The organism is Bacillus sp. SRB_8 (assembly GCF_003264205.1).
Taxonomy (GTDB): Bacteria; Bacillota; Bacilli; order Bacillales; family Bacillaceae_G; genus Bacillus_A; species Bacillus_A mycoides.
Genome location: NZ_NADT01000004.1, coordinates 410,872 through 434,444 on the forward strand (window position 1 = coordinate 410,872; position 23,573 = coordinate 434,444).

Sequence of the window (23,573 nt, forward strand, 5' to 3'; positions counted from 1 at the left end):
CCCCTTAACGATAAAAATCGTTAAGGGGATTTTTATGTGCTATTCATGGGAAGTAAGGTATTTTGATTGCTTGTTATAGAAAGAATTTTTACAATTGCTTAGCGAAAGGGGACTGGCACCTTCGTTGTAGCAAACTGTTTTTGATAGTATAATGAAATGAGTATGCAGTGAGAAATTTTGCTGCAAGTAGCTGAGGTGAAGAAACATGCAAAGAGTGACAAACTGTGTGTTAATTAGAGATAATGAAGTACTCTTACTCCAAAAACCTCGCCGGAATTGGTGGGTTGCACCGGGCGGGAAAATGGAGCGTGGTGAGACAGTAAGAGATTCCGTTGTTCGCGAGTATCGTGAAGAAACAGGTATTTATTTAAAGAATCCAGCATTAAAAGGGGTCTTCACTTTTGTCATCCAAGAAGGTGATAAAGTTGTTTCTGAATGGATGATGTTCTCCTTTTTAGCAACAGATTTTGCAGGAGAAAACAAATTAGAGAGCGAAGAAGGCATCATTGGTTGGCATACATTTGATAAAATTGATGATTTAGCAATGGCACCAGGAGATTATCACATTATTGATTATTTAATTAAAGGGAATGGTATAATCTACGGTACATTTGTATATACCCCAGATTTTGAGTTGCTTTCATATCGATTAGATCCGAGTTAAACCTGCAAGGAGAGGATACGATGACAGAGAATAATGATATAAAAATGGTAATTATTACAGGGATGTCTGGAGCTGGAAAGACGGTAGCGTTACAAAGTTTCGAAGATTTAGGATATTTTTGTGTAGATAATTTACCACCGATGTTATTGCCGAAGTTTATTGAACTTATGGCAGATTCAAAAGGTAAAATGAATAAAGTGGCACTCGGTATTGATTTACGTGGCCGAGAGTTTTTTGAATATTTATGGGGAGCGCTTGATGATTTATCAGAACGTACATGGATTATTCCTCATATTTTATTTTTAGATGCGAAAGATAGCACACTTGTAACTCGTTATAAAGAAACGAGACGTTCGCATCCACTTGCGCCAACTGGCTTGCCGTTAAAGGGAATTGAAGCTGAGCGTGGTCTCTTAACTGATATGAAGGCACGAGCGAATATTGTGCTTGATACATCTGATTTGAAACCGAAAGAATTACGAGAAAAAATTGTTCACTTATTCTCAACAGAAACTGAGCAAGCATTTCGTGTAAATGTTATGTCATTTGGATTTAAGTACGGAATTCCAATTGATGCTGATTTAGTATTTGATGTTCGTTTTTTACCAAATCCATATTATATTCCACATATGAAGCCATTAACAGGACTGGATGAAGAAGTTTCGTCGTATGTGTTGAAATTTAATGAAACACATAAGTTTTTAGAGAAATTGACGGATCTTATCACTTTCATGCTGCCTCATTATAAAAGAGAAGGCAAGAGTCAACTTGTAATTGCGATTGGATGTACAGGTGGGCAACATCGTTCTGTTACGCTTACAGAGTACCTTGGGAAACATTTGAAACCAGAGTATAGCGTTCATGTATCTCATCGTGATGTGGAGAAGAGAAAGGGCCATTAAGGGATGAAAAAAGAGAGAAAACCTAAAATTGTTATCATGGGAGGTGGAACTGGACTTTCTGTTTTATTAAGAGGATTAAAACAATATCCTGTTGATATTACAGCAGTTGTAACAGTAGCCGACGATGGAGGCAGTTCAGGTAGACTACGTGATGAGCTAGAAATTCCACCTCCAGGTGATATTCGTAACGTACTTGTTGCGTTATCGGATGTAGAACCATTAGTGGAAGCTTTATTTCAGCACCGTTTTACAACTGGAGACGGACTGAAAGGGCATGCGTTAGGAAATTTACTATTGGCAGGTATGACTTCGATTACAGGAGACTTTTACCACGCGATTACGGAAACGAGTAAAGTATTAAATGTCAGAGGACGTGTATTACCAGCAGCGAATCAAAGTGCGGTACTTCATGCAGAATTAGAAGATGGAGAAATTGTAACAGGTGAATCAAAGATTCCTTATTTCGGGAAGAAGATTAATCGTGTCTTTTTAACTCCAGAAGATGTAGAACCGTTATGTGAAACGTTGACGGAAATTAAACGAGCTGATTTGCTTGTTTTCGGTCCAGGAAGTCTGTACACAAGTATATTACCGAATTTAGTTGTTAACAAAATTGGAGACGCTGTTCTTGCTGCAAAGGCGAAGAAGGTATATGTATGTAATGTTATGACGCAAGTGGGCGAAACGAAGGGTTATACGGCGTTTGATCATGTGCAGGCGTTACATGATCATTTAGGTAAACCATTTATCGACACTGCGATTGTAAATAATCGTGATATTCCTCGTGAATTACGTAAGTTATATGAGGAAGAAATGTCGGAACCAGTTGCACTGGATACAGATCGTTTTGCTGAACATAATATCGAAATCATTCAAGATCGATTAGCGAAATATGATGATCGTGTTGTAAGACATGATACATTAAAGTTAGCTTCTATTTTATATTCATTGTTATAAATGTGCGTTGCCTCATTTGAGGTAACGCTCCTCATTCATATAGGACAAGATTTTTGTTCCAAAGTAATAGTATAAGGAGGTGTTGACTGTGTCATTTGCATCAGAAACAAAGAAAGAGTTGACCAACCTTGAAATGAAGGAATGCTGCGAGAAATCAGAATTATCGGCGTTGCTTCGAATGAACGGATCGCTTTCTTTTTCAAACCGTCGCCTATCTATCGATATTCAAACGGAAAATGCAGCAATTGCAAGAAGGATTTATACGCTTTTGAAAAAAGGATATGATGTGACGGTAGAATTACTTGTTCGTAAAAAAATGCGATTGAAGAAAAATAATGTATATATCGTGCGGCTTGTTGAGAAGTCTCGCGAAATATTAGCAGATCTTCACATTGTTCGAGATGACTTTTCGTTTATTCGAAATATATCGCAGGAATTAATCGAGAAGAAATGTTGTAAACGATCGTATTTACGCGGTGCATTTTTAGCAGGTGGTTCAGTAAATAACCCAGAAACATCATCTTATCATTTAGAGATCTTTTCGTTATATAAGGAACATAATGATTCTATATGTGAACTGATGAACGGATTTGATTTAAATAGTAAGACGTTGGAAAGAAGAAAAGGGTACATTACGTATTTGAAAGAAGCTGAAAAAATTACAGAGTTTTTAAATATTATAGGTGCTCATAATGCACTTTTAAGATTTGAAGATATTCGAATTGTTCGCGATATGCGTAATTCAGTAAATCGTTTAGTTAACTGCGAAACAGCTAATTTAAATAAAACAATTGGTGCAGCGCTAAGGCAAATTGAGAACATCCGCTATATTGATGAGACGGTTGGGCTTGATATTTTGCCAGATAAATTAAGAGAAATTGCACAGTTACGAAGAGATTATCAAGATGTAACATTGAAAGAGTTAGGTGAGATGGTATCCGGGGGGAAAATTAGTAAATCGGGTATTAATCATCGTTTGCGTAAAATCGATGAAATTGCAGAGAAATTACGCGCGGGGGAAACAGTAGCAAAAAAATAAAAGGTTAAAGGGGAAATGGAGCTGTGGTTCAAAAACTGGTTAAAGTGGCATTAAAAAACGGCTTACAAGCACGTCCGGCTGCGTTGTTTGTACAAGAGGCAAATCGCTTTCATGCGGATATCTTCATCGAGAAAGATGGAAAGACAGTGAATGCAAAGAGCATAATGGGGATTATGAGCTTAGCAATCGGAACTGGTAGCATGATTACAATCACAACAGAAGGTTCAGATGCAGAAGAGGCTTTGGAAGCATTAGCTGCATATGTACAATAAAGGGTTATCGCGAATGTGCGATAGCTTTTTTTATTTTTCTGTTTGTGGGGTGAGTTGAGTTTGAGTGGTGGGGGTATGTGATACCCTTGTACATAATAAAAAAAGCGCCCTGTTGACGGGCGCTTCCGCTTTTAGTTATTAACGATTTGTAAAGATCTTATCGATTAAGCCGTATTCTAGAGCTCTTTCTGCTGTCATGAAGTTGTCGCGGTCTGTGTCGCGTTGTAGAACTTCAAGTGGTTGACCTGTGCGGTCAGCAAGAATTTGGTTTAATTTTTCACGTAAGAATAGGATACGTTTTGCAGCGATTTCGATTTCAGTCGCTTGACCTTGTGCACCGCCAAGTGGTTGGTGAATCATAACTTCACTGTTTGGAAGTGCGTAACGTTTTCCTTTTTCACCTGCTGCAAGTAAGAATGCACCCATAGATGCAGCCATACCGATACAGATTGTTGATACTTGTGGTTTAATAAACTGCATTGTATCGTAAATTGCCATACCAGCTGTGATAGAACCACCAGGGCTGTTGATGTAAATGTGAATATCTTTTTCTGGATCTTGAGATTCCAAGAATAAAAGCTGGGAAACGATTGAGTTTGCTACATTGTCATCAATTGCGCTACCAAGCATAATGATGCGATCCTTTAATAGTCGAGAGTAAATATCGTAAGCGCGTTCTCCACGATTTGTTTGTTCAATTACTGTAGGAATTAAATTCATCTGTTATTTCCTCCTTTAAAAGCTTTCTTAGTCTTATAATACAATTATGGTCAATGAAGGTCAAACGAAACCACTTTAAATCAAAAAATATGTAGTTGTATCATGATTTATTCGCTATGTTTTTAAAATTCCCTGCTTATGTATCTTCAACATCATAACCGAATTACATAAATTTAAACGTGATTAATGGTGTGGAAAAGGCAAAAGAACGCCTTTTGTATAGAAGCGTTCTTTCATTTTTTATTCTTTTAACAGATAGGTTACTTTATTTAAGATTTTCTCGATTTGTTTTGCGTTTTTACTATACATATCACTCGCTGATTTTGATTTCGTTTCTAAAGAGAATAATTCAAGATCAGCATTGCATTTCTTTAAGGATGCTAATAATAAAGGCTTGTTTTGAGGAGAAGGCATTTGGAGTTTATCATTATAGATGTCGATAGTAAGTTGTCCGTATGAATCAACTTGACCAAGAAAGACATTTTCAATGACAACACCGAGTTTTTCTAGCTCAGAATGTAACCAAGCGCGATTATGTCCGCTGGCAGAAAGAGGTTCATCTAGTATATTTCCATCCATAATAACGGTTTGCGGTTCTTTTTCGTTTGGTACTTTTAAGCTGATGTCTTTTGCTGTAAGTGGTTGACGATCTTTCTTCAATAATACATTTAATTCTCCGCTCGGTTCTAGTACTGCAAATTCAACATCAGCTACGCTGAACGCATTTTTTCCTCTGAGAAGCTCAAGCAATTCATCACTTGTATACTTTTCTTTCTTTAAGTTATCTTCGAGTATTTTTCCGTCTTTTATTAATACGGTAGATTTTCCTTCAAAGAAGTCCCGAGCTGTTTTGTTCTTTAAGGAGATGATTCCTGTGAAAAAAGGTACCACAGCGAAAATGAGTATCGCAAAGACGCCGTGGAAAAATTTTGAATCGAGCCCTGTAGATACTTGGGCAGCGATGTCACCGATGGTCATTCCGGCTATGTATTCAAAAAAGGAGAGCTGAGAGATTTGTCTTTTCCCTAACCATTTCGTAATAGCGAATAAAATGATTAATATGAATACAGAGCGAAGAATAACGAGTGTCCATTCGGGCAGGTGAGACATAGTCATTTCCTCCAGTCTACTTAAAACCCTTTATATTGAGGTTCTTCACGTTCTAATACTGAAATTCTATCCTTTAAATCAGCGATGACGCTGTCCATTTCTAACATACATTCATGAAATACGCGTTTTGATTCTTCGTCTTGTGAATTTAATGAAAGGGAGCTTAAACTTGCTTGAGCCCCTCTTACACTGGCAAGGCAAGTTTTTACGCTAGCGATAACAGTCATGAAAACACCTCTTATCCTTTCGGTTTGAATAGCAATGCTCCAATGAAGCCGAAAATAATGGCAGCTGATACACCAGCACTCGTTACTTTAAACATGCCGGTAATAACGCCGACGATGCCATGTTTGGCTGCTTCCTCCATCGCGCCATGAACGAGGGCATTACCGAAACTTGTAATAGGTACTGTTGCCCCAGCTCCGGCGAAATCAATTAGTGGTTCATACAAATTGAATCCATCTAATATTGCTCCAGCAACAACGAGTGTTGCCATCGTATGGGCAGGAGTAAGTTTACCGACATCAAACATAAGTTGTCCGATTACGCATATGAGTCCGCCAATGACGAAAGCCCAGAAAAAAATCATTGTGTTGCACCTCCAAATTCGATCGATACAGCATGAGCGATACATGGAATTGTTTCTTCTTGTTGGAATGTAAGGGGAGATAGTAAAGCGCCTGTCGCAACAACTAGTATCTTTTTGAATTCTCCTTTTTTCATTCTATTTAATAAATGTCCGTACACGACTGTTGCTGAACAGCCTGGGCCACTTCCGCCGGCTATTACAGGTTGACCTTCTCTATAAATGATGATTCCGCAATCTTGAAATTGCTCGCTCTTTACCTTTGTTCCATGTTTATGTAGTAGGTCGTAAGCGATTTCGCGACCGACATGTCCAAGGTCACCTGTTACGATTAAGTCGTAATAAGAGGCGTCAATTTGTCGTTCGCGTAAATGAGCTTCAATCGTATCGACAGCAGCTGGGGCCATCGCACCACCCATATTAAAAGGATCTGTTAGTCCCATATCAATAACTCGTCCAATGGTAGCCGATGTTACTTGTGGACCATATCCAGTGTCGCTTAAAATAGCCGCGCCTGCACCGGTCACTGTCCACTGAGCCGTAGGAGGTTTTTGACCACCATATTCAGTTGGATAGCGGAATTGTTTTTCTACCGCAGCGTTATGACTTGATGCCCCAGTTAATAAATACTTTGCACCTTTTGCATTTACGATACTTGCGCCGAGTGCTAGGCCTTCCATAGAGGTAGAACAGGCGCCGAATAAACCGAGATAAGGTGTTCCGAGTGTGCGGCATGCAAAGCTCGTTGGAGTTATTTGGTTAATTAAATCCCCTGCGAGTACGAATTGAATATCGTCTTTACGGAGCTTTGCCTTTTCGGTAGCGCGGCTACAAGCTTCTTCAAATAAAATTTTATGCGCCTTTTCGTAAGAATCTTGTCCGAGCCATAAATCTTCATGCAGGGTATCGAAGTCTTCAGGAATTTTTCCATTTGCCTCAAATGGGCCACCGACTACACCTGTTGAGATGATAACTGGTTTGTTTTCGAATACCCATGTTCGGTGTCCTTGTAACATTTACAGCCCTCCCCATTGAAAGAGAATCGTTTTAATAAGAGCGATGACAAAAGCTGAAAATACGCCAAATAAGATGACCGATCCTGCTAGTTTAAACATGTTACCACCAACGCCGAGAACGAACCCTTCTGTACGGTGTTCAATACACGCGGCAATAACAGAGTTACCAAATCCAGTAACGGGAACTGCGGTACCAGCACCAGCAAATTGTCCGAGGCGATCGTAGACGCCAAATCCCGTCAGTAGCATGGAGATAAAAATAAGAGTTGCAACGGTAGGGTTCCCGGCAGATCTTTCAGTGAAATCAAAGTACGTAATATAAAAGGTGGAAATCAGTTGGCCTATTAGACAAATTAATCCCCCGACGAAAAAAGCTTTTATACAATTTTTTAAAACGGGGCGCTTCGGTTCGCGCTGTTGTTCGAATTTTTTATATTCTTGTTGTACAGGTGTTAAATTTTTATCTTTACTAGACATTTGAATCCTTCCTTCTCTTTTAGAAAGCTTAAATATTAGATCCCATTTCTGATTGAATGAGTTTTAACTGTTCTTTAATGCCATCCTTACTCACTTTCTTTTTCTTAATTTTGTTTTCAAGTTCTTCTATGAGCATAAAGATCTTTTTGTCTGTACTTACACGAATATCGAAAGTAGGGTTTTCATCACTTAGCTTCTTTTTTAATTTACTTCTTAAAGGCTTTAAACCAAATCTTTCGTGATGTTCAGGTTTAACGGCTATGTAAAGATCTAAATTTGTATTAACTGCGGTGGCTTCTGTAATTCCCTCTATAGTGAGAGCTTTTTTCTTAGCTTCTTGCGATATAGATTGATTAAAGGATTCTGTACTCATTTTTGTTAATTTAGGGCCCTTTTTCTCATCTGTTCGCTTAGCTTCTTCTTTCTTTACTTTTTTATCTAACGGGCTATTATCACATCCGGTAAGTGAACCGAATAGGAGCATAAATAACGCGGTTATGATTCCGAGTTTTCGCATTATAATCATTCCATTTCTATTGCATTATGTAATTTGAGAAAAAAGGATGATTGCATATCACCCTTTTTCTCAAATTGTGTACCATTAGATACAATGGCACCTTTGGTTATTGCTGTGTGTATTGTGGTTCTTCTTGCTGGACTTCTTCAACACGTGGGTTTAAAGAATCAATAATTGTTTGTGTTTGCTGCGCAGCTGTTTGGAAAAGTTGCTTTGCTTGTTGGTTATCCGTATCAAGAGCGAATCCCTCTAAGCTAGCTTGTGCACTTTTTAATCCAGAAACAGTTTGCTTTAGTTTTGTAATTACAGTCATTGAATGAAGCCCCCTTTGGAATATCAATTCAAAGATTATAATTTGTGGGTTTGGGTGAATTTATGATTGGAAAATTTAGGTTTTTGAAGTTGAAGCTTTGATTCAAGCGTCAATGAATTCTTTGTTATAGTGGCGCTTTATAAGATGGAAGAGGATGATATGTAATTCATGATGTAGGTATGTTACCTGTTGAAGATTAAAAAGTAACTGAAAATTACATGAGGTTAAATTTCTAATTATTCACAAAAAACACATCAATAAAATATATATATTTCTATTCTTGTAGTTATTTTCAATTTAAAATAAAATTTTCTTGTATAGTAAAAAAAGGATGTGTCCAGTTTTAAAAAAATAATATCTTCATTATCTTATTCATTCAATCGAAGTCATTCACGAAAGAAGAACGTTATTAAATCAACGTTTCTTTTAATGCATAAAACATTTACGAATTGTTTTGTTCATCGAAAGTCTTGCGAATTCTTTTAAATCAACGTTTAGAAGAGAAAGTCGAAAGTAACAAAAGTCATTTATGTTGTATTCGTCATTCATCAAAATGAATACGCTATTCACCACAAGCCAACCCAAACGAAAATTTTCCGAACCCTCCAAGCCACCCCGCTGAGCCGTCGCAGGAGTCCCTTAGAGATAGTATTTGTGATTTTTAAATCAGGGGGTTGATCTCTCGCGAAGTCCTGACGTAGCCCAGCGAATTGTCTTTTACCCAATCCTCGCCGAGTTTCTACTATCAAAGAAAATAACGTTTCTAATGCGATTGGGCAGCCGTTATCGGAACTTACCCCCGACAGTGTGTTAAAATTAATCGAAGCGGAAAACGAGGATCTCCAATTGACTGGACGTGTAATCGGTTGGACAGTTTAAGAGGGTTGTATAAAAAGGGAGATGGCGCAAAGATGGTGAGATCAAAAGAGAATGATTTAACGGAGAAATTGGCAGAAGGTCACCGAGAATATGGTGACGGCAACTTTACAGTACAGAACATCGGTGATGAAACTAACCCGAATTGGACTGTCGTAAAAAATGTGAGGAAGGGATCGGCAGGCATTCGTGAAGGGGAAGATATATTTAGCCTGCGATCAAAATATATAAAATAGTGCGGAGATGGGCGGGCATCACTTCGCCTGTCTTTTTTTTATAGACTATATGCGTTCTATTTCGATTTAAGTAGATTAAGGGGGAACGAAAGAAGGAAAACTGCGCGCTAAAGCTAGTGTAGAAGAGGTTTTTATGCTTGCGTATTAGGTTAGCGTCAGGATATAATATCCATATGTAAAGAAGCGAACGTCTACGTGTTGGTGTTCGTATCCTACGTTTAACTTTCGGTAAGAACAAGTCGGAAGAAGACGGAGGCAAACCGTTGATATTATCGTAATAATCATGCGCCCATAGCTCAGTCGGATAGAGCGGTGGTTTCCGGTACCACGTCTGCCGGGGGTTCGAATCCCTCTGGGCGCGTTATGTATTGTTGTTGTGATGTGTTCTATTTAAAAGTATTGAGTAAATAGCACATAATAGCGTGAAGAACGTGTTGAAAATTAATAGTAAATCTAAAGAAACCCCTTGTATGTGATTAGAAATAATCGTGTATAGGGGGTTTTTCGTTATGAAAAGAATTAAAGAGTGAAATGCAATTCAAATCAGAACAGATTTTAGCACTAAAAGAAATTGTAACGAGATATATTGCACAAGCGTATTGTTAAGTTGCTGAACGAAGATATGACACGTAAGATAGTAGTGATTCACAAAGCAATAGGGACAGGCTAGCCGTCTTTGCCAGTAAGCTGAAGTTTAATAAAAGTGATCATCTTTCGTTGGCATTATCGGACTTTCTTGACCGTTATGAAGGAGAAGAAGAATGAAAAAAGGTTCTCGCAAGCTATTTGAAATAAAATCGTTTCTTACATGTATTGAAGAAGAGGAGTGCGGAGAAAAGGTCTATTATGTAGCGATGGAACATCACAACAGTAGTGTGACTCGTCACAAGATAACGAAAGATGATGCATTCGAAATGTTAGTTGCGTATGCAAAAGGAATACCTGAAATCATGGAGGTCTTCATGGAAGATGAAAATTTCAATGAAGTTTATAAGATAACGGCATCGCTAGGTATTTATTGCAGTTAAGTAAAAAGTACATGTCATAAATGTTGTTCACTTGTAAGAATAGACCCTGGAAAAATAACTCAGAGGTAATCCAAGTCACAATTCGAAAATTACACAAAGCAGATAAACAAGAAAGTATCTTTATAGCAAATCGCAACGCTGTGAATTTGGTGCGTGTGGTACTCGTAGAGGATACGAACGGAATTAATCTATCAAATGAAAATGCGACAATGGTAAAGAAACGTGTAATATTCGATATGTACTCGCCATTGTAAAAAAGGTCTGAACTTACAAGTATAAGTTCAGACCTTTTTTTATTATCACTTGTTATATCTGATAATAAGATTTACTATTAGTATGTGGTAATAATTTTTGTGCGTTATTATTTTCTTTCAATATTATTCAAATTTAGGTTGTAAGATGTAAATCTCATTAATACATATAAATTAATAATATTTTGGAATGGGTGTCTGCGATAGGATTCTCCTTTTACCAAACTTATTGTACAATAGAAACAAGGGGGAGATTAGTTTGAAGGCAAGTCTTTTACAAGAACAAAGCTTACGTTTGGCAATGACACAAGAGTTAAGGCAAGCGATTACAATGCTCCAGTATAATGTACAAGAATTATCGGAGTTTTTGTATGAGCAATCGTTAGAGAATCCCCTTATTGAGTTAGGTGGTTTTGAGAGGGAGAAGAAAAAGAGCTCTAACACAAGTAAAAGTACCCGCAAACAAGTCGAGAATCAAATGGAAATCTACAGTGTGGATTCTACAACGATTCAGCAACATTTATTAAATCAACTACAGTATTATAAAATAGATGAAGAAGAGCGAAAAGCAGCTTCTTTCATTATTATGAACATGGATGGAAATGGTTATTTACAAGAAACAAATGAAGAGTTATCAGAGCTTCTTTCTGCGCCAATTGATGTAGTGGACTGTTCCGTGGAGCTTGTTCAATCGTTAGAGCCAGCAGGGGTAGGTGCGCGTAATATTCAGGAATGTCTATCAATCCAATTGAAGCGCTTACAAAGAAGAAATGGGTTAGCGGAAGAAATTATAGATGATCATTTTAATTATTTCGTTAAGAAAGATTGGCGAAAGCTCGTTCAAGTGTTGAAGTGTACCAACGAGGAATTACAGGATGCGGTGAACTGTATTACATCATTGCAGCCGAAACCAGGTCTTGCATTTTCTTCTGATAAACCACTTTATATTGTGCCTGATATGGCGGTAAAAAAAGATGGCGATCATCTCGTTTTACAGATGAATGAGAGAAATATGCCAAGAATTGAAATTCACTCTGAGTATAGTGCGTTACTAAATAATAGTGAAAGTGAAGTGGCTTCTTACGTATCGGAGAAGTATCAGCATGTGCAATGGATTATGCGCAGTTTGAAACAGAGAAAACAAACACTCTTACAAGTGATGAATATTATTATGGAAAAACAGCATGATTTCTTCTGGGGAGGTCCAGAGTATTTAAAACCACTTGCTTTAAAAGAGGTGGCGGAAGAGTTAGGTGTGCATGAGTCTACAATTAGTCGTGCAACGCGTAATAAATATGTGCAAACGCCGTACGGTTTATTTGAGATGAAATCGTTCTTTAGTAATTCTATTTCTACGACGGAAGATGAGGCGGTTTCTACAAAGCGTGTGAAACAATTCATTCAAACGCTTGTTGGAGCAGAAAATAAGAAAAAGCCACTTTCGGATCAAAAGATTTCAAAATTATTAGAAGAAGAGCATGAAATCGTTATTTCTCGAAGAACGGTTGCGAAGTATAGAGAACAAATGCATATTCCTGCTTCGTCTCTAAGAAAAACAATTGGATAGGTGAAGAAGATGAAGGTTGTACTATATACAAAAAAAGATTGTGGTCTTTGCGTGAAGGCGAAACAAGTTTTAAAAGAAGTACAATATGAATATTCTTTTCAAATTGAGGAAATAGATATATATGAAGATAATGACCTTTTAGAGAAATACCATCTAATGATTCCTGTTTTAGAAATAGGCGGAAGACAAGTAGAATATGGTAACATTCACAAAGGTGTCATAATAAACTATATAAACAATGCAGTTAAGAGTTGAATAAGTTTCTGTCTCCTGTTACAATAATACACGTAGCAGGGATTATTTTTTTAACCTAAGTGGGACGCAAAATGTCACTACGGGACATAAAGTGACCACGAAGGGAAATGAACCGATGTAGTGAGGAGAAAAGATATGCGCTCATGGATTCAGAACACAAAAAAATTATTACCTGATCTGCTACCTGTTATGCAAACGAGAATGCAAGTGCTTCAGTACATTAGGCTTATGCAGCCGATTGGAAGAAGAAACTTATCTGCAAGTCTCGGTATGACAGAACGAGTATTGCGAAGTGAAGTTCAAGTTTTGAAAGAACAAAACTTAGTTCACGTCGCTTCTTCTGGAATGACTTTGACAGAAGAAGGAACAGCTTTAGTTCTTGCTTTGGAAGACTTTATGAAAGAAATTTCCGGGTTAAAGGTTTTAGAAAAACAACTTAAGGAAACATTAGACTTGGATGAAGTTTTCGTTGTCCCTGGTGATAGTGATGAATCACCTTGGGTCAAACTGGAGATGGGCCGTGCTTGTGTGACTTGTATAAAAGACCGTCTGACAGTGAATAATATCGTTGCTGTGGCTGGAGGAACTACGCTAGCTGCTGCTGCGGACATGATGCAACTTGATTGCAAAGATTTACATATGCTATTTGTCCCAGCACGTGGTGGAATTGGAGAAGGTGTCGAGTTAGAAGCCAATACCATTTGCGCCAAAATGGCACAAAATACGATGAGTAATTATCGCTTATTGTATGTTCCAGATCACGTTAGTAGCGAAGCATATGCGTCTATTGTAACCGAGCCCTCCGTGAAAGAAGTTCTTGAGTTGATTCGATCTTCCAATATCGTCATTCATGGAATTGGTGATGCGTTAACAATGGCACGTCGCAGAAATACTTCAGAAGCAGATTGGTTAAAGATTCAGGCAAGCGAAGCAGTTGGCGAAGCTTTCGGTTACTACTTTAATGAACAAGGAAATGTTGTTCATAAAGTAAGAACAGTTGGTATGCAACTTGAAGATTTACAACATGTATCTCACGTTGTCGCAGTCGCTGGAGGTTCTTCAAAAGCAAAAGCAATACAGGCTGTAATAAAGCAAGGGCACACTTCAATTCTAATTACAGATGAAGGTGCAGCAAAACAATTAACAAAGGGTATTACCCTTTAATATAATCCCCCAAGGAGGAAATTTAAATGACTAAAATTGGTATTAATGGATTTGGACGTATCGGACGTAACGTATTCCGCGCAGCTCTTAACAACTCTGAGGTAGAAGTAGTAGCAATCAACGACTTAACAGATGCTAAAACATTAGCTCACCTTTTAAAATATGATACAGTTCACGGAACTTTAAATGCAGAAGTATCTGCTAACGAAAACAGCATCGTTGTTAACGGTAAAGAAATTAAAGTTATCGCTGAGCGTGACCCAGCTCAATTACCATGGAGCGACTACGGAGTAGAAGTAGTAGTAGAATCTACTGGCCGTTTCACTAAAAAATCAGACGCTGAGAAACACTTAGGTGGATCAGTTAAGAAAGTTATCATCTCAGCTCCAGCTTCTGACGAAGATATCACTGTAGTTATGGGTGTTAACCATGAACAATACGATGCAGCTAACCACAACGTAGTATCTAATGCTTCTTGTACTACAAACTGTCTAGCTCCATTCGCTAAAGTATTAAACGAAAAATTCGGCGTAAAACGCGGAATGATGACAACAATTCACTCTTACACTAACGACCAACAAATCTTAGACTTACCACACAAAGATTTACGTCGTGCTCGTGCAGCAGCTGAAAACATGATCCCAACATCTACTGGTGCTGCTAAAGCTGTAGCATTAGTATTACCAGAACTTAAAGGTAAATTAAACGGCGGCGCTGTACGTGTTCCAACTGCTAACGTTTCTCTTGTTGACTTAGTTGTTGAACTTGACAAAGAAGTAACAGTTGAAGATGTAAACGCAGCATTCAAAGCAGCTTCTGAAGGCGAATTAAAAGGTATCCTTGGATACAGCGAAGAGCCATTAGTATCTATCGACTATAACGGATGTACAGCTTCTTCTACAATCGATGCATTATCTACAATGGTAATGGAAGGTAACATGGTTAAAGTACTTTCTTGGTACGATAACGAAACTGGTTACTCTAACCGCGTAGTAGACCTAGCTGCATACATGACTTCTAAAGGTCTTTAATTCTTAAGTATATAAGCAATCAATGACAAAACGAGGGAGAGGGTTTGTTCCCTCTCTCTCTTCTTTCGTTTTAGAAGCAAATGTGTTAAGCTTTTGAATGGGTTTTGTCAATCCTAACTAGTAGTCGGAGGGAAATCCAATGAACAAAAAATCAATTCGTGACGTAGATTTAAAAGGTAAGCGTGTATTTTGCCGCGTTGATTTCAACGTACCTATGAAAGAAGGCAAAATTACAGATGAAACTCGTATCCGTGCAGCTCTTCCTACAATTCAATATTTAATAGAGCAAGGTGCGAAAGTAATTTTAGCAAGTCATTTAGGCCGTCCAAAAGGTCAAGCAGTAGAAGAATTACGTCTTACTCCAGTAGCAGCACGTTTAGGCGAGCTTCTTGGTAAAGATGTTAAAAAAGCGGACGAAGCATTCGGACCAGTTGCACAAGAAATGGTTGCAGCAATGAACGAAGGCGACGTATTAGTTCTTGAAAACGTACGTTTCTATGCGGGCGAAGAAAAGAACGATGCAGAACTTGCGAAAGAATTTGCAGCTCTTGCTGATATCTTCGTAAACGATGCATTCGGTGCAGCTCACCGTGCTCACGCTTCTACAGCAGGAATCGCAGACTACCTACCAGCAGTATCTGGTTTATTAATGGAAAAAGAGTTAGATGTATTAGGTAAAGCACTTTCTAACCCAGAACGTCCATTCACAGCTATCATCGGTGGTGCGAAAGTAAAAGATAAAATCGGTGTAATTCGTCATCTATTAGACAAAGTAGATAACTTAATCATCGGTGGCGGACTTGCTTACACATTCGTTAAAGCATTAGGTCATGAAATTGGTCTATCTCTATGTGAAAACGACAAAATTGAACTAGCTAAAGAATTTATGCAACTTGCAAAAGAAAAAGGCGTAAACTTCTATATGCCAGTTGATGTTGTAATCACAGAGGAATTCTCTGAAACTGCAACAACTCAAATCGTTGGTATCGACTCTATCCCTTCTACATGGGAAGGCGTGGACATCGGTCCTAAAACACGTGAAATTTATGCAGATGTAATTAAAAACTCTAAGCTTGTTGTATGGAATGGACCAATGGGTGTATTCGAAATGACTCCATTCGCAGAAGGTACAAAAGCAGTAGGGCAAGCATTAGCAGATGCAGAAGATACATACTCTGTTATCGGCGGTGGTGACTCTGCAGCAGCTGTTGAAAAATTCGGTATGGCTGATAAAATGAGCCACATTTCTACTGGCGGCGGTGCGTCATTAGAATTCATGGAAGGTAAAGAACTTCCAGGTGTAGTTTGTCTTAACGACAAATAAGTAGCAGCCAAAGAAAAAGGACGGTGCAAAGCATGCGTAAACCAATTATCGCAGGTAACTGGAAAATGAATAAAACTCTATCTGAAGCAGTTAGCTTCGTAGAGGAAGTTAAAGGTCAAATCCCAGCAGCTTCAGCTGTTGATGCAGTAGTTTGTTCGCCAGCTCTATTCTTAGAGCGCTTAGTAGCAAAGGCTGAAGGAACTGACTTACAAGTAGGTGCACAAAACATGCACTTCGAAAAAAATGGTGCATTCACTGGCGAAATTAGCCCAGTAGCACTTAGCGACTTAAAAGTAGGCTACGTAGTACTTGGCCACTCTGAGCGTCGTGAAATGTTTGCTGAAACAGACGAGTCAGTAAATAAAAAGACTCTTGCAGCATTTGAACATGGTTTAACACCAATCGTTTGTTGTGGTGAGACTTTAGAAGAGCGCGAAAGCGGAAAAACATTTGATCTAGTAGCAGGTCAAGTAACAAAAGCACTTGCAGGTTTAACAGAAGAGCAAGTTAAAGTAACTGTTATCGCTTATGAGCCAATCTGGGCTATCGGTACAGGTAAATCTTCTTCTTCTGCAGATGCAAATGAAGTATGTGCGCACATCCGTAAAGTTGTTGCAGAAGCTGTTTCTCCAGAAGCTGCAGAAGCTGTTCGTATTCAATACGGCGGTAGCGTAAAACCAGAAAACATTAAAGAGTATATGGCACAATCTGACATCGACGGCGCTTTAGTTGGCGGTGCTAGCTTAGAGCCTGCTTCGTTCTTAGGTCTTCTGGGGGCGGTAAAATGAGAAAGCCAACAGCTTTAATCATTCTTGATGGTTTCGGACTACGTGAAGAAACTTACGGGAATGCTGTAGCACAAGCTAAGAAACCTAATTTTGATGGTTACTGGAACAAATTCCCTCACACAACGCTTACAGCTTCTGGTGAGGAAGTAGGTCTTCCAGCAGGTCAAATGGGTAACTCAGAGGTTGGTCACTTAAATATCGGTGCTGGCCGCATCGTATATCAAAGCTTAACACGCGTAAACGTTGCAATTCGTGAAGGTGAGTTCGATCAGAACGAAACTTTCCAAAATGCAATTAAAAGCGTGAAAGAAAAAGGTACTGCTCTTCATTTATTCGGTTTACTTTCTGATGGTGGTGTGCACAGTCACATGAACCATATGTTTGCTCTTCTTCGCTTAGCAGCAAAAGAAGGCGTGGAGAAAGTATATATCCATGCATTCTTAGATGGCCGCGATGTTGGACCACAAACAGCAAAAGGTTATATCGATGCAACAAATGAAGTAATTAAAGAAACAGGAGTAGGACAATTCGCGACTATCTCTGGTCGTTATTACTCCATGGACCGTGACAAGCGCTGGGATCGCGTAGAAAAATGTTACCGTGCTATGGTGAATGGTGAAGGCCCTACTTATAAATCAGCAGAAGAGTGTGTAGAAGACTCTTATGCAAATGGTATTCATGATGAATTCGTATTGCCGTCTGTAATTGTTAACGAAGATGACACGCCAGTTGCAACAATCAATAATGATGATGCAGTTATCTTCTATAACTTCCGTCCAGACCGTGCAATTCAAATTGCTCGTGTATTTACAAACGAAGACTTCCGTGAGTTCGATCGTGGTGAAAAAGTACCTCACATTCCTGAGTTCGTTTGTATGACACATTTCAGTGAAACTGTAGATGGTTACGTGGCATTCAAGCCAATGAACCTTGATAACACATTAGGTGAAGTTGTTGCGCAAGCGGGATTAAAGCAACTTCGCATCGCGGAAACTGAAAAGTATCCGCACGTTACATTCTTCTTTAGCGGTGGTCGTGAGGCTGAATTCCCAGGAGAAGAGCGTATTTTAATTAACTCACCGAAGGTTGCAACATATGACTTGAAACCTGAAATGAGCATTTATGAAGTAACGGACGCTTTAGTAAATGACATCGAAAATGATAAACATGATGTTATCATTCTTAACTTTGCAAACTGTGATATGGTTGGCCATTCTGGGATGATGGAACCAACAATTAAAGCAGTAGAAGCAACTGACGAATGTTTAGGAAAAGTTGTAGAAGCGATTCTTGCAAAAGATGGTGTAGCACTTATTACTGCTGACCATGGTAATGCCGATCAGGAGTTAACTGCTGAAGGTGGACCAATGACAGCTCATACAACTAACCCGGTTCCTTTCATCGTTACAAAAAATGATGTAGAGCTTCGTGAAGGTGGTATTTTAGGAGATATCGCCCCAACAATGCTTACACTTTTAAATGTGGAACAACCGAAAGAAATGACAGGTAAAACAATTATTAAATAATTTGCTTATATAAAAAGGAGAGAATTTATTATGTCAACAATTATTGATGTTTATGCTCGCGAAGTCCTTGACTCTCGTGGTAACCCAACTGTAGAAGTAGAAGTTTACACAGAAAGCGGCGCATTCGGACGCGCTATCGTACCAAGTGGTGCATCTACTGGTGAGCACGAAGCAGTAGAATTACGTGACGGTGACAAATCTCGTTACCTTGGTAAAGGTGTTCTTAACGCAGTAAACAACGTTAACGAAGCAATCGCTCCAGAAATCGTTGGTTTCGACGTAACTGACCAAGCTGGTATCGACCGTGCTATGATCGAATTAGATGGCACTCCAAACAAAGGTAAACTAGGTGCTAACGCTATCCTTGGTGTATCTATGGCAGTAGCTCACGCAGCAGCTGACTTCGTAGGTCTTCCATTATACCGTTACCTTGGTGGATTCAATGCAAAACAATTACCAACTCCAATGATGAACATCATCAACGGTGGTTCTCACGCTGATAACAACGTTGACTTCCAAGAGTTCATGATCTTACCAGTTGGTGCTCCAACATTCAAAGAATCAATCCGTATGGGTGCGGAAGTATTCCATGCACTTAAAGCTGTATTACATGACAAAGGTCTTAACACTGCAGTAGGTGACGAAGGTGGATTCGCTCCAAACCTTGGTTCTAACCGTGAAGCATTAGAAGTAATCATCGAAGCTATCGAAAAAGCTGGTTACAAAGCTGGCGAGAACGTATTCTTAGGAATGGACGTTGCTTCTTCTGAGTTCTACAACAAAGAAACTGGTAAATATGACCTTGCAGGCGAAGGCCGTACTGGCTTAACTTCTGCAGAAATGGTTGATTTCTACGAAGAGCTTTGCAAAGACTTCCCAATCATCTCTATTGAAGATGGTTTAGACGAAAACGACTGGGATGGTCACAAATTATTAACTGAGCGTATCGGTGATAAAGTACAATTAGTTGGTGACGATTTATTCGTAACTAACACTCAAAAACTTGCTGAAGGTATCGAAAAAGGTATCTCTAACTCAATCTTAATTAAAGTTAACCAAATCGGTACTTTAACTGAGACTTTCGAAGCAATCGAAATGGCTAAACGTGCTGGTTACACAGCAGTTGTATCTCACCGTTCTGGTGAAACTGAAGATGCTACAATCGCTGACATCGCAGTTGCAACTAACGCTGGCCAAATCAAAACTGGTTCTATGAGCCGTACTGACCGTATTGCTAAGTACAACCAATTATTACGTATCGAAGACGAGCTAGGCGAAATCGCTGTTTACGCTGGTTTACAATCTTTCTACAATATCAAACGATAATTGTAGAAAATAACGACAGACCGTGAGAAATCACGGTCTGTTTTTTTTTGCTAAAATTGTTCGTCTGTCATAAGTGACATGAAGTATTTAAAGAAGAGATTATAATCAAAATCGATAGCAATTTGCTGCGAGGGCCGATTGGTGAATGGGTTTGATCCTACTAAAGAGCGGAAATCACCGATGCTTGCTCCTTGAGCGTAAGACTCGGTCATGACGGTAATTGGTGATTTGTAGTAGGTAAACATAGAATTATCAAGTAAAGCTAATATCGGTATCGTGTCATGAAAAGGGTAGCCTTTTAATCGTGGTAAAATTTTTTCGTAATATCCATAGTAGTAATGATCGAATAGAGGTTTGACGAGAGAAGCCTTTCCTTTCGCCTCAATATATTCAGCCATATCAGGTGTAACGATGGAATACTGAGTTACATTTAACGGGTATATGTACATGTTGGATGCAGATTGTAATACAATGTTAGCCGCGATTGGATCGCCATAAAAATTCGCTTCTGATACGGGAGTTACATTACCTGGGTGCAGAAAGGAACCACCCATTACATAATAAGATTTAATTTGCTGCATTAAGTTTTTACATAAAATAAATAAAGCAGCTAGGGAAGTGAGTCGCCCTAAACTTACAATGATTAGTTCGTCTTTATACTGCTCGATAAGAGGGATAACTTCAAAAAAATTCTCCATTTCTCCGTTTTGTAACTTTTCATTTGGGATGATTGGCCCTAACCCTTCTTTACCGTGAATATTAGTAAAAAAAGCGGGTGGACCTCCATTGAGAGGACGGTCTGAACCACCAAATATTTTCATATCTCTATTTCTTGATTTTTGTTTAAGAAAATGAGCATTTTGTACGGCCATTTCTTTTGGAACATTGCCGTAATCAGCGACAATCCCAACAATTTCAATTTCATCGATAAAGAATGCGAGGAGGAGGGCTATCGCATCGTCGATTCCAGGATCACAAAAAATGAGAATTTTTTTAGACATACGTTCACCACCTATCTTTATATATATATGTGTGCTAGAGAGAAGGCAGAATAAAAATGGAGTGAAGGATTTTGTTTTATTAAAATAATAACCATCAAAATTCAGAAAATATAAACTTTACATATTAGGTCAAGGTTTTTGACGTAAATCACATTAGGAAACGCAGTCATATCAAGGGTGTAAGCGTATAATATAGTGGGTTTTCGTTGTCGATTTGATAAATTGCAGGTTTTTACAATTTATACTATGATAAGGATATTAACAGAAGATCGTATAAACATGAGGGATGATGAACATGAAACTTACAAAGATTCTTGTCCAAATTGCTGCTCTTTATGTATTTTATATCGTTGGAAATTGGGTGCAAGAAATGTTGAATCTTCCGATTCCAGGAAGTTTGATTGGGATGTTCCTCCTACTTGTTTTGCTTAGCCTAAAAGTACTTCCAGTGAAATGGTTTGATTTAGGAGCAGAAACACTCGTTGCTATTATGCCGTTTTTATTAATTCCGCCAACGCTTGGCTTAATGAATTACGGTGCTTTTTTTATGAGTAAAGGAATTTCCCTTTTCATTACAGTTGTAGCGAGTACGTTTTTAATTATTATTGTCGCAGGACATACAGGACAATATCTTGCGAATAGAAAGGAAAAAGAGACACAATGAGCCAAATATTAATCGGAATCGGTTGGGTTCTTTTTACGGTGCTATTATATCAATTATCTAAAAAAATCTACAAATTATTTCCAACACCATTTACCATTCCAATGCTTGTTGCAACAGGATTAATGGCTTTCTTATTTATAATGCTTGATATACCATATCAAAATTATATGGAAAGTGGTGGTGGCTGGATTGCGAAGCTATTAGGACCAGGTGTTGTAGCATTTGCAATCCCGCTTTATAAACAACGTCATGTTCTGCAAAAATATGTTGTACCAATTGCTGGTGGTGTATTAGTAGGTACAACAGTTGCTATTGCAAGTGATTTTGCTATCGCCACACTTATGGGAACAGATAAAAGCTTAATTTTATCTTCTTTACCAAAATCAGTGACAATGCCAGTTGCGATGAGTGTATCTGAACAAGTTGGTGGTGTCCCGTCCTTAACAGCAGCATTCGTCGTTATCGCAGGGATTACTGGAACGATTTCAGGACCAATTTTATTAAAATGGAGCCGTGTTACAAACTCAGTTGGTAAAGGGATTGGCTTTGGATGTGCGTCTCATATTATGGGTGTTATGAGAGCGATGAAAAATAATGAGCATGAAGGTGTTATTGGATCGGTAACAATGACATTAACAGCAATTTTGACATGTTTGCTTGGACCGTTATTCGCAATGATGTTCATGTAATAGAAGAAAAGCGAGAGCGATTCTATAGCTCTCGCTTTTCTATAGGATTTATGCTACATTTAAAATAACTGAATCTTTGTAGGAGGTACGCCAAGTGCATACGTTATTATCAGTTTTACTTATTATTGTATCGATTTTAATGATTGTTATGGTACTTATGCAGTCTAGTAATAGCTCAGGCCTTTCAGGCGCTATTTCAGGTGGTGCAGAGCAATTGTTTGGTAAGCAAAAAGCACGTGGAATTGAAGCGGTATTAAACCGTGTTACAGTTGTCTTAGCTGTACTATTCTTCGTACTAACAATTGGTGTTACGTACTTAAATTTATAAAATTAAAAGAAGAAGCGTTAGCGGATTATGCTAATGGTTCTTCTTTTTTTGATTTGTTATTCAAAAAAAGTTTCTAATTAGATTATAGAATTATAAATATGGTACACTAAGAATAGAAAGAATACGACTAGATTACAGAAGAGAAAGAGGAGAAGTACATGATGAAATTAGCATCTCCGAAACCATTTACATTTGAAGGTGGAGACCGCGCTGTTTTATTATTACATGGATTCACAGGGAACTCAGCTGACGTACGCATGCTAGGGCGTTTCTTAGAGAAGAAAGGCTATACTTGTCATGCGCCAATTTATAAAGGACACGGTGTACCACCAGAAGAGCTTGTTCATACAGGCCCTGAAGACTGGTGGAAAGATGTAATGAATGCCTACCAGCATTTAAAAGATCAAGGTTACGAGAAAATAGCTGCGGTTGGATTATCATTAGGCGGAGTATTCTCATTAAAACTTGCTTATACATTACCGATTTTAGGTGTTGTACCAATGTGTGCACCGATGTACATTAAAAGTGAAGAAATTATGTACCAAGGTATATTGGCATATGCCCGCGAATATAAAAAGCGTGAGCAAAAATCACCAGAACGAATTGAGCAGGAAATGTTTGAATTTAAACAGACACCAATGAATACATTAAAAGCATTACAGGAGTTGATTCGTGACGTGCGCAATAATGTTGATATGATTTATGCTCCAACATTCGTTGTACAAGCACGTCATGATGAGATGATTAATACAGATAGTGCTAACATTATTTATAACGGTGTAGAATCTACGTTAAAAGACATTAAATGGTATGAAGACTCTACGCATGTCATTACACTTGATAAAGAACGTGATGTGCTACATGAGGATGTATATAACTTCTTGGAGCAACTAGATTGGTAAGGTCTAGTTGCCTCTTTTTTTCATAAGGGAATTTTTATCCCGCT

General features: G+C 38.4%; 28 protein-coding genes and 1 tRNA gene. 20 read left to right on the forward strand and 9 right to left on the reverse strand.

The window, feature by feature from the left end; genetic code table 11:
* The first annotated feature begins 205 nt into the window (after positions 1 to 205).
* The 5 genes from B5P40_RS04170 (at position 206) to B5P40_RS04190 (ending at position 3,834) form a co-directional block, all read left to right on the forward strand.
* Positions 206 to 664 (forward strand): NUDIX hydrolase, encoded by a 459-nt coding sequence (locus tag B5P40_RS04170; protein WP_001190080.1) that lies wholly within the window; start codon positions 206 to 208, stop codon positions 662 to 664.
* Positions 665 to 684: 20 nt separating this feature from the next.
* A complete protein-coding gene (gene rapZ, locus B5P40_RS04175) occupies positions 685 to 1,566 on the forward strand; it encodes an RNase adapter RapZ (protein ID WP_002016084.1) in 882 nt (293 codons plus the stop codon).
* A 3-nt stretch (positions 1,567 to 1,569) separates the two neighbouring features.
* A complete protein-coding gene (locus B5P40_RS04180; protein ID WP_113708894.1) occupies positions 1,570 to 2,523 on the forward strand; it encodes a gluconeogenesis factor YvcK family protein in 954 nt (317 codons plus the stop codon).
* Positions 2,524 to 2,611: 88 nt separating this feature from the next.
* Complete coding sequence (gene whiA / locus B5P40_RS04185) at positions 2,612 to 3,562, forward strand: DNA-binding protein WhiA (RefSeq protein WP_002016082.1); 951 nt, start codon at positions 2,612 to 2,614, stop codon at positions 3,560 to 3,562.
* Between the two features lie 23 nt (positions 3,563 to 3,585).
* On the forward strand, positions 3,586 to 3,834 hold the full coding sequence (locus B5P40_RS04190; protein WP_002068337.1) for an HPr family phosphocarrier protein: 249 nt from the start codon (positions 3,586 to 3,588) through the stop codon (positions 3,832 to 3,834).
* Positions 3,835 to 3,972: 138 nt separating this feature from the next.
* Here B5P40_RS04190 and clpP read toward each other — a convergent pair whose 3' ends face one another.
* The 8 genes from clpP to B5P40_RS04230 form a co-directional block, all read right to left on the reverse strand.
* Positions 3,973 to 4,554, reverse strand: coding sequence for an ATP-dependent Clp endopeptidase proteolytic subunit ClpP (gene clpP, locus B5P40_RS04195; RefSeq protein WP_001049163.1), 582 nt, complete (start codon positions 4,552 to 4,554; stop codon positions 3,973 to 3,975).
* Between the two features lie 240 nt (positions 4,555 to 4,794).
* Positions 4,795 to 5,664 (reverse strand): DUF421 domain-containing protein, encoded by an 870-nt coding sequence (locus B5P40_RS04200; protein WP_105589896.1) that lies wholly within the window; start codon positions 5,662 to 5,664, stop codon positions 4,795 to 4,797.
* A gap of 20 nt (positions 5,665 to 5,684) precedes the next feature.
* On the reverse strand, positions 5,685 to 5,891 hold the full coding sequence (locus tag B5P40_RS04205) for a DUF1657 domain-containing protein (protein WP_000215909.1): 207 nt from the start codon (positions 5,889 to 5,891) through the stop codon (positions 5,685 to 5,687).
* Positions 5,892 to 5,902: 11 nt separating this feature from the next.
* Positions 5,903 to 6,253: a stage V sporulation protein AE gene (gene spoVAE / locus B5P40_RS04210; RefSeq protein WP_000575919.1), complete on the reverse strand. Its 351-nt coding sequence runs from the start codon at positions 6,251 to 6,253 to the stop codon at positions 5,903 to 5,905.
* Positions 6,250 to 7,266, reverse strand: a complete 1,017-nt coding sequence (gene spoVAD / locus B5P40_RS04215; protein WP_113708895.1) for a stage V sporulation protein AD — start codon at positions 7,264 to 7,266, stop codon at positions 6,250 to 6,252. The genes spoVAE and spoVAD overlap by 4 nt, the downstream gene beginning before the upstream one ends.
* A complete protein-coding gene (spoVAC, locus tag B5P40_RS04220; protein ID WP_002034730.1) occupies positions 7,267 to 7,743 on the reverse strand; it encodes a stage V sporulation protein AC in 477 nt (158 codons plus the stop codon).
* A gap of 28 nt (positions 7,744 to 7,771) precedes the next feature.
* Entirely contained in the window at positions 7,772 to 8,260 is a 489-nt protein-coding gene (locus tag B5P40_RS04225; protein WP_002143725.1) for a YhcN/YlaJ family sporulation lipoprotein, read from the reverse strand.
* A 106-nt stretch (positions 8,261 to 8,366) separates the two neighbouring features.
* Positions 8,367 to 8,573 (reverse strand): DUF1657 domain-containing protein, encoded by a 207-nt coding sequence (locus B5P40_RS04230; protein WP_000216167.1) that lies wholly within the window; start codon positions 8,571 to 8,573, stop codon positions 8,367 to 8,369.
* 911 nt (positions 8,574 to 9,484) lie between these two features.
* On the opposite strand from B5P40_RS04230, the gene B5P40_RS04235 reads away from it, so the two are divergent.
* The 11 genes from B5P40_RS04235 (at position 9,485) to eno (ending at position 19,945) form a co-directional block, all read left to right on the forward strand.
* Positions 9,485 to 9,685 (forward strand): hypothetical protein, encoded by a 201-nt coding sequence (locus tag B5P40_RS04235; protein WP_002129884.1) that lies wholly within the window; start codon positions 9,485 to 9,487, stop codon positions 9,683 to 9,685.
* Positions 9,686 to 9,970: 285 nt separating this feature from the next.
* Positions 9,971 to 10,046, forward strand: a tRNA-Arg gene (locus B5P40_RS04240).
* Positions 10,047 to 10,446: 400 nt separating this feature from the next.
* Complete coding sequence (locus tag B5P40_RS04245) at positions 10,447 to 10,713, forward strand: hypothetical protein (RefSeq protein WP_002191144.1); 267 nt, start codon at positions 10,447 to 10,449, stop codon at positions 10,711 to 10,713.
* 510 nt (positions 10,714 to 11,223) lie between these two features.
* Positions 11,224 to 12,531, forward strand: a complete 1,308-nt coding sequence (gene rpoN, locus B5P40_RS04250; RefSeq protein ID WP_002129881.1) for an RNA polymerase factor sigma-54 — start codon at positions 11,224 to 11,226, stop codon at positions 12,529 to 12,531.
* A gap of 9 nt (positions 12,532 to 12,540) precedes the next feature.
* Positions 12,541 to 12,786, forward strand: a complete 246-nt coding sequence (locus tag B5P40_RS04255) for a glutaredoxin family protein (RefSeq protein ID WP_113708896.1) — start codon at positions 12,541 to 12,543, stop codon at positions 12,784 to 12,786.
* A gap of 135 nt (positions 12,787 to 12,921) precedes the next feature.
* Entirely contained in the window at positions 12,922 to 13,950 is a 1,029-nt protein-coding gene (gene cggR / locus B5P40_RS04260) for a gapA transcriptional regulator CggR (RefSeq protein WP_002089545.1), read from the forward strand.
* A gap of 26 nt (positions 13,951 to 13,976) precedes the next feature.
* Positions 13,977 to 14,981 (forward strand): type I glyceraldehyde-3-phosphate dehydrogenase, encoded by a 1,005-nt coding sequence (gap, locus tag B5P40_RS04265; RefSeq protein WP_002016071.1) that lies wholly within the window; start codon positions 13,977 to 13,979, stop codon positions 14,979 to 14,981.
* A gap of 139 nt (positions 14,982 to 15,120) precedes the next feature.
* Positions 15,121 to 16,305 carry a phosphoglycerate kinase gene (locus tag B5P40_RS04270; protein ID WP_002016070.1) on the forward strand — a complete coding sequence of 395 codons (1,185 nt, stop codon included), beginning with the start codon at positions 15,121 to 15,123 and terminating at the stop codon, positions 16,303 to 16,305.
* A 32-nt stretch (positions 16,306 to 16,337) separates the two neighbouring features.
* Positions 16,338 to 17,093 carry a triose-phosphate isomerase gene (tpiA, locus tag B5P40_RS04275; protein WP_002016069.1) on the forward strand — a complete coding sequence of 252 codons (756 nt, stop codon included), beginning with the start codon at positions 16,338 to 16,340 and terminating at the stop codon, positions 17,091 to 17,093.
* Positions 17,090 to 18,619, forward strand: coding sequence for a 2,3-bisphosphoglycerate-independent phosphoglycerate mutase (gene gpmI, locus B5P40_RS04280; protein WP_002129880.1), 1,530 nt, complete (start codon positions 17,090 to 17,092; stop codon positions 18,617 to 18,619). The genes tpiA and gpmI overlap by 4 nt, the downstream gene beginning before the upstream one ends.
* A gap of 30 nt (positions 18,620 to 18,649) precedes the next feature.
* On the forward strand, positions 18,650 to 19,945 hold the full coding sequence (gene eno / locus B5P40_RS04285; RefSeq protein WP_002034740.1) for a phosphopyruvate hydratase: 1,296 nt from the start codon (positions 18,650 to 18,652) through the stop codon (positions 19,943 to 19,945).
* 50 nt (positions 19,946 to 19,995) lie between these two features.
* Here eno and B5P40_RS04290 read toward each other — a convergent pair whose 3' ends face one another.
* Positions 19,996 to 20,946 (reverse strand): nucleoside hydrolase, encoded by a 951-nt coding sequence (locus B5P40_RS04290; protein WP_002192288.1) that lies wholly within the window; start codon positions 20,944 to 20,946, stop codon positions 19,996 to 19,998.
* Between the two features lie 286 nt (positions 20,947 to 21,232).
* Here B5P40_RS04290 and B5P40_RS04295 point away from each other — a divergent pair, with 286 nt between their 5' ends.
* From B5P40_RS04295 to B5P40_RS04310, 4 genes are all read left to right on the forward strand, one after another.
* Positions 21,233 to 21,610 carry a CidA/LrgA family holin-like protein gene (locus B5P40_RS04295; protein ID WP_170935229.1) on the forward strand — a complete coding sequence of 126 codons (378 nt, stop codon included), beginning with the start codon at positions 21,233 to 21,235 and terminating at the stop codon, positions 21,608 to 21,610.
* Complete coding sequence (locus tag B5P40_RS04300) at positions 21,607 to 22,299, forward strand: LrgB family protein (RefSeq protein WP_002129877.1); 693 nt, start codon at positions 21,607 to 21,609, stop codon at positions 22,297 to 22,299. The genes B5P40_RS04295 and B5P40_RS04300 overlap by 4 nt, the downstream gene beginning before the upstream one ends.
* Before the next feature lie 94 nt (positions 22,300 to 22,393).
* On the forward strand, positions 22,394 to 22,627 hold the full coding sequence (gene secG, locus B5P40_RS04305; RefSeq protein WP_002016062.1) for a preprotein translocase subunit SecG: 234 nt from the start codon (positions 22,394 to 22,396) through the stop codon (positions 22,625 to 22,627).
* 161 nt (positions 22,628 to 22,788) lie between these two features.
* A complete protein-coding gene (locus B5P40_RS04310; RefSeq protein ID WP_162836430.1) occupies positions 22,789 to 23,529 on the forward strand; it encodes an alpha/beta hydrolase in 741 nt (246 codons plus the stop codon).
* Positions 23,530 to 23,573 lie beyond the last annotated feature (44 nt).